7 protein-coding genes are annotated in these 11,697 nt (G+C 73.7%); 4 read left to right on the forward strand and 3 right to left on the reverse strand.

Annotated elements, in window-relative coordinates; translation table 11 throughout:
- The first annotated feature begins 231 nt into the window (after window positions 1-231).
- Window positions 232-1,062, forward strand: coding sequence for a glycosyltransferase (locus FZ103_RS00805; RefSeq protein ID WP_343233341.1), 831 nt, complete (start codon window positions 232-234; stop codon window positions 1,060-1,062).
- A gap of 38 nt (window positions 1,063-1,100) precedes the next feature.
- On the opposite strand, the gene FZ103_RS00810 is transcribed toward FZ103_RS00805, so the two are convergent.
- From FZ103_RS00810 to FZ103_RS00820, 3 genes are all read right to left on the reverse strand, one after another.
- On the reverse strand, window positions 1,101-2,363 hold the full coding sequence (locus FZ103_RS00810) for a glycosyltransferase family 4 protein (protein ID WP_155998088.1): 1,263 nt from the start codon (window positions 2,361-2,363) through the stop codon (window positions 1,101-1,103).
- 222 nt (window positions 2,364-2,585) lie between these two features.
- Window positions 2,586-3,911, reverse strand: a complete 1,326-nt coding sequence (locus tag FZ103_RS00815; protein WP_186355614.1) for a nucleotide sugar dehydrogenase — start codon at window positions 3,909-3,911, stop codon at window positions 2,586-2,588.
- Window positions 3,912-4,336: 425 nt separating this feature from the next.
- Window positions 4,337-6,028 (reverse strand): glycosyltransferase family 4 protein, encoded by a 1,692-nt coding sequence (locus FZ103_RS00820; protein WP_343233316.1) that lies wholly within the window; start codon window positions 6,026-6,028, stop codon window positions 4,337-4,339.
- 242 nt (window positions 6,029-6,270) lie between these two features.
- On the opposite strand from FZ103_RS00820, the gene wecB reads away from it, so the two are divergent.
- From wecB to FZ103_RS00835, 3 genes are all read left to right on the forward strand, one after another.
- A complete protein-coding gene (wecB, locus tag FZ103_RS00825; protein WP_343233342.1) occupies window positions 6,271-7,377 on the forward strand; it encodes a non-hydrolyzing UDP-N-acetylglucosamine 2-epimerase in 1,107 nt (368 codons plus the stop codon).
- A 48-nt stretch (window positions 7,378-7,425) separates the two neighbouring features.
- Window positions 7,426-9,183, forward strand: coding sequence for a hypothetical protein (locus FZ103_RS00830; RefSeq protein ID WP_186355615.1), 1,758 nt, complete (start codon window positions 7,426-7,428; stop codon window positions 9,181-9,183).
- Window positions 9,184-9,496: 313 nt separating this feature from the next.
- Window positions 9,497-11,623, forward strand: coding sequence for a glycosyltransferase (locus FZ103_RS00835; RefSeq protein WP_255429702.1), 2,127 nt, complete (start codon window positions 9,497-9,499; stop codon window positions 11,621-11,623).
- Window positions 11,624-11,697 lie beyond the last annotated feature (74 nt).

Here is an 11,697-nt window from a genome sequence, read left to right on the forward strand (position 1 = left end):
GTGTCATGCAACGGTCATTCTGCGTCAACCATGCGTCCACGTCCACGAACGGTTCCCATGACCAGTCCAGGACTGCCGAGCAGCCACCCCGAACCCGCACCCGCCGAGTCCGCGCCCGCGCCGCAGCAGGGCGGCCTCGGCGAGGCCTCCCTGTCCCCGGCGGCCGACGGCGATGAGGCGGTCGGGCACGGAGGGGAGCAGCGCTTGAAGATCTCCTGCGTGATCCTGACCATGGGGACCCGCCCGGCCGAGCTGCGCCGCGCGGTCACCAGCGTGCTGGAGCAGGAGGGCGCCGACCTGGAGCTGATCGTGGTCAGCAACGGCGCCGAGCTGCCACGGCTGCCCGACGAGGTCGTCACCGTGCACCTGCCGGAGAACATCGGCATCCCCGAGGGGCGCAACCACGGCGTCAAGGCGGCCAGCGGCGACATCGTGCTGTTCCTCGACGACGACGGCTGGTACCGCTCGCGCGACCTCGCCCGGCACGTCAGCCGCCGCTTCGCCGCCGACCCCGGCCTGGGGATCCTGACCTTCCGGATCGTCGACCCCGACGGCGGCCCCGACCAGCGCCGCTACGTCCCGCGGCTGCGCGCCGGCGACCCGCTGCGCTCCAGCCGGGTCACCACGTTCCTGGGCGGGGCGGCCGCCGTGCGGCGCGCCGCCTTCGACCGGGCCGGGGGCCTGCCGGGCGTGTTCTTCTACGCGCACGAGGAGAGCGACCTCGCCTGGCGGGTGCTGGACGCCGGCTACCACATCGAGTACGACGCCGACGCGGTCATGTACCACCCCTCGACCCACCCCAGCCGCCACGAGGACTTCTACCGGCTCAACGCGCGCAACCGGGTCTGGCTGGTCCGCCGGAACCTGCCCTGGGTGCTGGCGCTGGCCCACCTGGGCGTGTGGATCGGCATCACCGTGCTCCGGGTGCGGTCGCTGCCGGAGCTGCGGGCGTGGTTCCGCGGGTTCGGCGAGGGCTGGCGCTCCGAGTGCGGCACCCGCGCGCCCATGCGGTGGTCCACCGTGTGGCGCATGACCCTGGCCGGCCGCCCGCCCGTCATCTGACGCCGCGCCCGCCGCCGCTGCTCAGCGCGGGCGGCGGCTCACAGCGGCATCCGCTTGGCGGGCCCGGTCCCGTGCCGAGCTCCGGGCGCCGCGGCCTCGGCCGTGTCCTGACCCGCGGCCTCGGGCGCCGCAGCACCGCCGGCGGGCGCCGGCGCGGGTTCGGCCGTGCCGCCGAGCCCGGCGCGGATCTGCCGCGGAAGGCGCGAGGGCGCCGCGACGCCGGCCCACTCCTCCAACTGCCGGACGAACACCTCGGCCTGGACCGGCCAGTGGTAAGCCGCGCGCGCGACGGCGTGCCCCGTCGCCGAGAACCGCTCGCGCATCCCGGCGTCGGAGCGCAGCCGCAGCACCGCATCGGCCGCCGCGGCGGCGTCGCCGAAGGGCACCACGGCGCCGCACTCGCCCTCGGGGCGGCCGGTGACCAGCGAGACCGCCGCCGGGTTGGGAGTGGTGACCACCGGCAGCCCGTGGGCCATGTACTCCACGATCTTGGTCGGCAGCGAGCTGCGGTAGTTCGGGGTGTCCTGCAGCAGGCAGATCCCGGCCAGGGCGCCCGAGATCATCCGCAGCGCCTGGTCGTTGGGGACGAAGCCGTACCACTCGACGGCCTCCTCGCGGTGGGCGTCGCGCAGCATCGGCCGGATGCCGGGATCGGCCGCGCCGATGATCTCGACCCGGACGCCGTGCGGCCGCAGCAGGCGCCCCACCTCGACCAGCTCGTAGGCGCCGCGGGCGGAGGAGAGGTGGCCCAGGTAGACGACCCGGTCGGTGCCGGGCGCACGCTCGATCCGCTCGGGCACGTAGGTGGTGTTGGGCACGACCGGGTGCTGCCGGGCGAACCGGTCGCGGTAGCCCTCCTCGGCCAGCAGCAGGTGCATCCGCTGCTCGGCGCGCCGCTCGAAGCCGCGCACCACCGGCCCCAGCGGGCGCCGCAGCGGGCGCGGCATCCACGGCTTGGTCAGCAGTGCCGCCGCCGCGTCCTCGTGGACGTCCCACACGGTCGCCGGGCGCCGCGACGGGAGTGCGAGCAGGAGTTCGGGGTCGTGGAAGAGCAGGACGTCGGCCTCGGGCGCGTGGCGGGCCAGGGCGGCGCGGGCCGCCCGCAGCGACGCGAGGCGGCGCCGGCCGGCGGCCCGCGGCACGTTCACCGGTGTCACTTCCTGCCACGGCGTGACACCGCGGTCGGCGAAGGGCGCCATGTAGGTGACGCGGTGCCCGGCGTCGAGCAGGGCGCGGATCTGGCGGTGGAGGATGCGCGCGTCCTCGGGATGGTGCACCACGGTGGCCACGAGTGCGTGCATAAGCGAGTTCACCACTTCCGAACGCCGGATTCCGGGCGCTTTCCCCGATCGGAGCTGTTCGCCCCCGTTTTTCGACGCTAGAGGGACAGGGAAACGCCAGGTGAAAAGCGGGGTTACACCTGGAGGTTGAGTCGGTGAAGGCCTGCGGGCCCCCGCCGGTCGCCACCTCGTCGAGCGGGTCGGACGGCGATCGTCGCTGGGGCCGGACTATAGTGGCGCGCCCTAGAGGACGACTACCCCCTCGCGTTCGATCGGCGCGCTCGTGCGGCCGTCCTGGTGCATCACGGCCGGGTCGAGCCGCCGCAGCACCCCGCGGGTGTCCAGGAGCAGGCGCGCGTTCTCGGTCAGCAGCTTGGGCGTGTAGGCGCTGTGGTCGGTGAGCAGGATGGTCAGGTCGGCCTCGGCCATCGCCTGCTCCAGGTCGGTGGCGCGGGGCAGCGGGTCGCCGTTGATGCTCCACTCGGCCACGTGCGGGTCGTGGTAGATCAGGGTGGCGCCCTTTTCGGCGAGCTTGCGGGCGACGGGGCGGGCCGGGGACTCGCGCTGGTCGGCGATGTCGGCCTTGTAGGTGACCCCCAGCAGCAGCACGCGCGAGCGCGACAGCGCCATGCCCGCGTCGTTGAGCAGTTCCAGGGAGCGCTGCAGCACGTAGCTGGGCATGCGGGCGTTGATCTCCTGGGCCAGCTCCACGAACCGGAACGGGTACCCCAGCGTCTTGACCTTGTAGGAGAGGTAGTTCGGGTCGATCGGGATGCAGTGGCCGCCAACTCCGGGACCGGGGTAGAAGGCCTGGAATCCGAACGGCTTGGTGGCGGCGCAGGCGATGGCGTCCCACAGGTCGACGCCCAGCTCCTGGCAGAAGATCGCCATCTCGTTGACCAGCGCGATGTTGACGTGCCGGTAGGTGTTCTCCAGCAGCTTGGCCATCTCGGCCTCGCGGGTGCCGCGCGCCTGGACCACGGTGTCGACGAAGCGGCGGTAGAACGCGGCGGCGGTCTCGCCGCAGCGCTCGGTCATACCGCCGACCACCTTGGGCGTGTTGGCCACACCGAACGTGGGGTTGCCGGGGTCGATGCGCTCGGGTGAGAAGGCGAGGTGGAAGTCGGAGCCGGCGACCAGGCCCGACTCCTCCAGCAGCGGCCGGAGCACCTCCTCGGTGGTGCCGGGGTAGGTCGTGGACTCCAGGACCACCAGCGTGCCCGGTGCCAGGTGCGCCCCGATGGCCCGCCCGGCGGCGGTCACCGCTCCGAGGTCGGGGCCGCCCTCGGCGGAGAGCGGCGTGGGCACGCAGATGACGACGTTGCGCGTACCCGCGACCGCGGAGGCGTCGGTGGTGGCGGTGAAGCCCCCGTCGATCATCTCGGCGATGTCCGCGGAGTCGAGGTCGTCGATGTGGGAGCGGCCGGCGTTGAGGCCCTCGACCACTCCGGGGCTGACGTCCAGTCCGGTCACGGTGAGCCCGGCGCGCGTGGCCTGGTGCGCCAGCGGAAGGCCGACGTAGCCCAGCCCGATGACGACCAGATCAGGTGTTGGGGTTGCGACGTCCACTGGGGTCACCCTCGCCTTCGTTCTTTTCGGGGTGGGAATTCCGATGTGCCACGTCGTGCATTGCGGTGGAGAGGACGCGCGTGTGCGGCCGCCCGTTGACATGGATTGCGGAGTTTGGCCTGTACCGGCCAGTCTTCGCCGGTGTGCCCTGCGGATTCCCGAACTGGTGTATGGCATGCGCCGAACGGTCGCCTGCGCGCCCGCTCAACTGCATGGTTGCAAAGGCGCATGCCTGTTCTGGTTCCCGACTGTAGAACAGGGCAACAGTGCCACCCCGTCGCAGACCCCATTTGTTTGGAGGAATTTACCCGCAGGCCACCTGGGATTTCGCGTTTGACACTTCTTGTTCCGGAATGGCCGGAGGAATGAAAAACCGCCGTTGACGCCGGGTTTTGGCGGCCCGGGCGCGCATTTGGGGCGGCGGGTCAGGACGCCCGCAGCGACGCGTAGGCCTCGATGTAGCGGTGCGCGGCGGCCGTCCAGGTCCGGTCGCGGCCGACGCGCTCGCGCGCGGCCCGGCCGTAGGCGGCGCGCGTCGCCGGGTCGGCGGCCAGCTTCTCCAGGCAGTCGGCCAGGTCCTTGGGGCTCTCGGGCGGCACCAGTTCGCCGGTGGTTCCGGGTTCGACGATCTCCCGCAGCGCCTCCAGATCGCCGGCGACCACCGGCAGCCCGCCCGCCATCGCCTCCACCGGTTTCAGCGGTGTCACCAGGCGGCTGACGCGCTCGTCGCGCCGCGGCACGGCGAATACGTCCAGCGCGGCGTGGTGGCGGCGCACCTCGCCCGCCGGCACGCGGCCGGGGAAGTGCGCCGCGGCGCCCAGTCCGGCCGCCGCGGCCCGCTCGCGCAAGGTCCCCAGTTCCGGGCCGTCGCCGACGATCAGCGCGTGCGCCGGCACCCCGCGGCGGCGCAGCTCGGCCACGGCGTCGATCAGCGTGTCGAGGCCCTCGTAGCCGTAGCAGCTGGTCGTGGTGCCCACCACGAACTCGTCCGCGCCGACGCCCAGGTCGCGGCGGAGGGCGCGGCCGTCGGGCAGCGGCTCCAGGAACTCCTCGTCGACCGCGTTGGGCACCACGACGACCTTCGCCGGGTCGACTCCGCGGCCGACGATCTCGGCGCGCATGGTCTCGCCCAGGGTGACGACCAGGTCCGCGGCGTTCATGCACGCGGTTTCGCGGGCGCGCTCGCTGGTGTAGAAGGCGTCCTCGGTGCTGCGCGAGGGATCGCGCGAGAGCCAGGACTCCTCCAGGAACCCGCGCACCTCGTAGACGACCGGCACCGACAGCCGCCGCCCCAGCTCCAGCGCGAGCTCGGCGTTGCCGTGGTTGCTGGCCGCATGCAGCACGCCCGGCCGCAGCCGACGGGCCAGGGGCAGCCCGAGCCGCAGGCCCGCCCGCAGCTCGGCGGCCTCGTCGGCGGGCGCCAGCCACGGCAGCAGCCGGTGATAGCTGATCCCGTCGACCTCCACCCGCCTGCGGGTATCGGGGACGCCCTTGGTCAGCGGGTAGCCGGCGCGGGTCACCACGTGCGGCTCCAGGCCCGCTGCGCGCTGTCCCAGGGCGATGCGGTGGGTCCGCTGGGTGTAGCCGGCGTTGGTATGCGGCAGAGCGTTGGTGACCAGGTGCAGCACCCGCCCGGTGGTTTCGGCGGATTCCTGATCGTTCATCGTGTCGTGGTGTGGCGTTCTCCCCCTCACGGTTACCGTGAGGTGGTGCCACCGGCCCGGGGGCTCGTCGCGGACCGCACGGCCCGTCTTCAGCGCCAGCCGGTGCGCCAGCCCGGTGCGGAGCCGGTCTTGGGGAAGTCTCGCGATGAGCTCCTCGGCGACGCCGGGCTGCTCGACCGCCAGCGCGAAAGCGGTGAGACGGGCGAGGCGACGGTTGGAGGCTCCATGGGCGGCGCTGCGGACGGTGCCGAGCGACTCCGCTCGGTTACCGGCGTCCCACAGGGCGTAGGCCCGCGGGAGGGCGCCCGCACGGCGCAGCGCGGCGCGCGCGCCTGCCCGCGCCCGCTCCGGCATCAGCCGCAGCCCGAGCAGGGGCAGCCGGGCGGGCTCGGTCCTCAGGTGTCGCCAGGTCAGGCTCGCCGTGAAGGTGGCGGCTTTCACGAGATTGCGCACGGTGGGGTATCCAACCACGTCGAAGTGATCCGCCGGTGACGTCTAGGCGTCCAACAGTTGCGGCCCGGGGGATCGAACACGAAGGGAACACGATGTCGTCAGATCCGGCCGCCCGTTCCAGCACCGACCGAGCCGGCGGAGCCTCCGAGGGCGAGGGCCCGGGGAGCCGCCGCGCGGGCGGCGCGCAGGTCTCCGGCCATGCGGCCGAGGCGGTGTCCTCAGCCTACGGCGGCGGCGAGATCGTGCACATCGTCGGCGCGCGGCCGAACTTCGTCAAAGCCGCACCGGTCGTGGCGGCGCTGGAGGCGCGCGGCGTCCGCCAGTCGGTGGTGCACACCGGCCAGCACTACGACGACCGCATGTCGGCGGTCTTCTTCCGCGAGCTCGGGCTGCCCCGGCCCGACGTCGACCTCGGCGTCGGCTCGGGATCGCACGCCGTGCAGACCGCGGCGCTGATGACCGGCCTGGAGCAGGAGTTCATCTCCCGTTCACCGGGCCTTGTCGTGGTCTACGGCGACGTCAACTCCACGCTCGCCGCCGGGGTGGTCGCCGCCAAGCTGCACATCCCCGTCGCCCATGTCGAGGCCGGACTGCGCTCCTTCGACTGGTCGATGCCCGAAGAGGTCAACCGCCGTCTCACCGACCAGCTCAGCGACCTGTGCTTCGCCACCAGCCCCGAGGCCGTCGGCCACCTCGCCGCCGAGGGCGTCGGCGTGCACCGGGTGCACCTGGTCGGCAACCCGATGATCGACACCCTGCTGGGCAGCCTCGACCGCTTCGACACCGCCGCGCTGCGCGAACGGCTCAAGCTGCCCGAGTCCTACGTCGCCGCCACCCTGCACCGCCCCGCCAACGTCGACGATCCCGAGGTCGTCGCCCGCCTGGTGGCGCGGCTGCACGAGGTCGCCGACCAGATCGACGTCGTCATGCCCGTGCACCCGCGCGGCCGCGCGGCGCTGACGGAGGCCGGCCTGGCCGACCACCCGCGCATGCACCTGCTGGAACCGCTGGGCTACATCGACTTCGTCACCCTGGTGCGCGCCTCGACCGCCGTCGTCACCGACTCCGGCGGCGTGCAGGAGGAGACCACCATTCTGCGCGTACCGTGCCTGACCCTGCGGCCCAACACCGAGCGGCCGATCACCATCACCCACGGCAGCAACCGGCTGGTCACCGACTCCGAGCTTCCCGGCCTGGTCTCCAAGATCCTGGCCGGGGAGTCCTTCGGCGCCGCGACGGTCGCCGACGTCCCCCCGCTGTGGGACGGGCACGCCGGCGAACGCATCGCCGCCATCCTGGCCGACTGGATGGCCGGCGCCCCGGCGGCGGGCGCGGAACCCCGTGCCTGAGCGCATGTGCGACCGGATCCCTCAACCTCCCAAGGCAGGAAGTGTCCCGTGAAACGGCGTGAACTCAGCCACACCGAACAGCTGCGGCAGGCCCTATCCGAGCGGGAGGCCCAGCTCCAGGAGGCCAAGGCGCGGCTGGCGGCGCTCGAAGGCTCCACATCGCTGCAGGTGGGCCGCGCCCTGACCGCCGCGGCCAAGCGTCCCGCGCGCGGCCTGGTGCGGCTGCCGCGCGACCTGTTCCGCCTCTGGCGCAGGGCGGGCCGCACCCGGCCCGCCACCGGGCGCGGCCGCAAGCCCGCGCCGGTGCGCTCCTTCGAGACCGAGCGGGAGGAGGCCAGGCTGCTGTCGGGCGGCGTGGGTCTGCGCGACAGCCGGCTGGTCGTCGCGGGCGTGCTGGCCCGCGAGGTGCAGGAGGCGCTGGAGCCCTACGTCCGCGTCGTACCGCTGCGCCCGCAGGACGCCCAGGCGGCCTTCGAGTCCCTCGACGTCGACATCGTGTGCGTGTCGTCCTCGGCCACGGCCCCCGGCTCGCTGTGGGCTCACGCCGGCGACCCCGCCGTCTGCGACCGCACCCGCGTGCTCAACTGGGTCGTCGAGACCGCCGAGGCCCGCGGCGTGCCCACCGTGCTCGTCGACGACGCGCCGGCGCCCCCCGGCCTCAAGGCGCTGGACTTCGACCACGTCCACCGCGGCGGCGTCGGTGTCCCGCTGCACCGCTTCAACCCCGTCGCCGCCGAACCCGAGCGCGACCCCGAACCGGCGTACGTGCCCTCGCCGGCGCCGGCCGGCGTCGTCGCCGACCGGCTGGTCGATCGGCTGGCCGAGGCCGGCATGCGCCGCATCGACGGCGGCTGGGAGGAGCTGCCCGCCCGGCTGCGCGCCGCCTCGGGCGTCGTGGTCGACGACGCGTCCCTGGCCGACCGGGCCCTGGTGTGCGGCGCGCGCGCTCTGCTGCTGGGCGGGGTGCCGCGCGCCGAGGCCGACGGCCAGGGGGTGCGCGCGGTCGCCACCGACGCCCGCGCCCTGCGCTCCAGCGCCGCGGCCGACGAGTTGGCCCGGCTGCGCGAGGCCGGGCCGCTGACCTCCGAGGAGCTGCGTCTGGTGCTGCGCTCGGTGTTCCTCACCGACGCCACGCCGGTGCGCCTGGCCGAGATCTTCGGCAACGTCGGTTTCGCCCCCGGCTCGGGCAGCCCGTCGCTGCCGCTGCGCAGTCGGCGGACCGCGCTGCTGGCCATGCCCGGCGACGACGCCGCCAGCCTCGCGCTGGCCGGCGACGTCCTGGCGCAGTCCCACGCGCCCGCCGAGGTCGTCGTGCCCGAGAGTGTCGCGCACCTGGCCGGCATCGAGCGGCTGGAATCCCACGGCGTTCCGCTGCGCAGGGCCGCGGGCGGCCTGCCCGAGGGCGACGCCCGGCCCGAGGACTGGGCGCGGCTGGCCCGGGCCGCCTCGGCGCCCTGGGCGGTGCTGTGGACCGGTCCCCGCGGCGAGCACTTCCTGGCCGACCTGCTGTGCGCCGCCGAATGCTCCGGCGCCGACGCGGTCGGACCGGCCGTCCCCGCCTGGAGACCGGCCGATGCGCGGAATCGGGACGCGGCCGATGCGGTCGGCCACGCAGTGGCCGAACAGGAGTATGTTTTCGTCAGTGCGATCGCGCCCGAGCTGGCCCGCCGCGAGCTCGTCGGCCGCGCACTGCAGCCGGGCGTGTGGAACAGGCACGGAGCACGGCTGCTGGCCCTCGGGCCGCTTCCCGGCACCGGCGAGGCGCGGTCCTCCGACCGCGCCCGGACCACGCCCAGCACCGGCTGATGCCGCCGCCCGCCCCTACGCACACCGCCGTCAGCGCAATCCGAACAGGTCGGCCGCCGACCGGACTCCGGGTAGGCCGAGCAGGCCCGGACGGCGTCCTCGCGGGCGCCGCCCGGAGGATCGGAACGAAGGGAAGCACGTGACCAACCATCCTCGCGAACGCGAGCGAGCGAGCGGAGTCGGCGACGCCCAGGGCCTCCGGGCCGACCGCACCGGCGGCGCGGCGAGCGAGCGGCCGAGGAGGCTGCGCGCGCTCGTCTACGGCGACGTCGACCTGAACATCATCGACGGTTCGGCGATCTGGGCGCAGTCGATGACCCAGGCCCTGGCCGAGGCCGGGTGCGAGGCCACCCTGCTGCTCAAGGCGCCGGTGACCACCGACCGGCTCGTGGCCCCGCTGGCCTCGGTGCCCGGGGTGACCGTCCGGCGGCCCCACGAGGAGGGGCTGGCGCCCGAGGCGGGGCAGCGCGGCCTGACCCCGGAGCAGGCCGTCGAGCTGATCACCCGGCTCGACTCCGAAGGGCGCTTCGACCTCGTCGTGGTCCGCGGCCGGCGGCTGGCGATCGCCGCCGCCCAGAGCGAGCAGCTGTCGGGCCGGCTGTGGACCTACCTCACCGATGTGCCCCAGACGGTGGCCGAGATGAACGCCACCGCCGTCTCGGAGATCTCCGACGTCGCAGTGGCCTCGCGGTTCCTGCTGTGCCAGACCGAGGAGCTGCGCGGCTTCCTGGAGTCGTCGGTGCCCGCCGCCTGCGGCAAGAGCGTCCTGTTCCCGCCGGTGGTGATCACCCCCGAGGACGCGGTCGGCGCCGGTGCGCCGCACGAGCCGCTCAAGCTCGTCTACACCGGCAAGTTCGCCCCGCGCTGGAACACGCTGGAGATGACCGGCCTGCCCGCCGCGCTGGCCGAGCGCGGTGTGCCCGCCGAGCTGCACATGATCGGCGACAAGGTGCACCGCGACTCCCCGGATTGGGCGCGCAGCATGACCAAGGCCCTGGAGGCCACCGAGGGCCTCGTCTGGCACGGCGGCCTGCCGCGGGCCGAGGCGCTGCGGCTGTCGGCCGGCTGCGACGTCGGCCTGTCGTGGCGCGATCCCGGGATGGACGCCAGCCTGGAGCTGTCCACCAAGGTGCTGGAGCTCGGGGCGCTGGGCCTGCCCGTCGTGGTCAACCGCACCCCCATGCACGAGCGGCTGCTGGGCGCCGACTACCCGCTCTACGCGGGTGAGGACACCGACTCGGTCGCCGACACGCTCACCCTGGCGGCCGATCCCGACATCTACCGCGAGGCGGCCGAGCGCTGCCGCGCCGCCTCCGAGGCCTTCAGCCTGGAGCGCGCCGCCGAGCGGCTGCGCGGCTACCTGGAGCTGGCCTGCCCGCCGGCGCCGACCGGCACCGACCCCGAGCGCCCGCTCAAGGTGGTCATCGCCGGCCACGACCTCAAGTTCTTCACGCGGCTGGCCGAGTACCTGACCTCGCTGCCGGGCCTGGACGTGCGCGTGGACGAGTGGGAGTCCCTGCGCAACCACGACCAGTACCGCAGCAAGGAACTCGCGTCCTGGGCCGATGTGGTCATCTGCGAGTGGTGCGGGCCCAACGCGCTGTTCTACGCCGAGCACAAGCGGTCCGACCAGCGGCTGGTCGTGCGCCTGCACCGCTTCGAGCTCTACGCCGAGTGGCCGCGCAAGCTCGACATCGACAAGGTCGACGCGGTGGTGTGCGTCAGCCCCTACTACGCGTCGCTGACCCGCGAACTCGCCGGCTGGCCCGCCGACAAGGTCGTGGTGCTGCCCAACTGGGTCGACGTCGACCAGCTCGACCGCCCCAAGCTGCCGGGCGCCGAGTACACCCTCGGCATGGTCGGGATCGCACCCTCGCGCAAGCGCCTGGACCGCGGGATCGAGGTGCTCGGCGAGCTGCGCCGGCGCGACCCCCGCTACACGCTGGCGGTCAAGACCAAGCAGCCGTGGGACTACTGGTGGGTGTGGAACCGGCCGGAGGAGCGCGAGTACTACGAGCGCACCTACCGCACGATCCAGCGCGACCCGCTGCTGGCCGAGGGGGTGGTGTTCGACCCCTTCGGCCCCGATGTGGCCACATGGCTGCGCCGGGTCGGTTTCATGCTCTCCACCAGCGACGACGAGAGCTTCCACCTGGCTCCGGCCGAGTGCGCCGCCTCGGGCGGGATCCCCGCGGTGCTGACCTGGCCGGGCGCCGACACCATCTACTCCGGGCGCTGGCTGCACGACAGTCCCGCGGAGATGGCCGAGGCCGTGCACGCCATCGTCTCCGAGGGCCGCTTCGACGCCGCCCGCAGCGCCGCCAAGGCCGAGATCACCGAGAACTACTCGCTGCGGCGGGTGTGCGACATGTGGACCGATCTGATCGTCCACGGCAAGGTTCCCGACACCCATGACGCGGCCGGTGCCGTGACGGCCTGACCGCGCCGCCGCGAGGCGGACCGACGCCGGCGGGGCCGGAACGAGGATCGCTCCTCGGTCCGGCCCCGCCGCCG

The sequence above is a fragment of the Streptomonospora sp. PA3 genome, from assembly GCF_009728995.1.
In the GTDB taxonomy this organism is placed as follows: domain Bacteria; phylum Actinomycetota; class Actinomycetes; order Streptosporangiales; family Streptosporangiaceae; genus Streptomonospora.

Excerpts from the sequence above, each read along its gene's own strand:
- FZ103_RS00805 (WP_343233341.1), top strand. The coding sequence starts at position 232 with ATGGGGACCCGCCCGGCCGAGCTGCGCCGCGCGGTCACCAGCGTGCTG.
- FZ103_RS00810 (WP_155998088.1), bottom strand. The coding sequence starts at position 2,363 with ATGCACGCACTCGTGGCCACCGTGGTGCACCATCCCGAGGACGCGCGC.
- FZ103_RS00835 (WP_255429702.1), top strand. The coding sequence starts at position 9,497 with ATGACCCAGGCCCTGGCCGAGGCCGGGTGCGAGGCCACCCTGCTGCTC.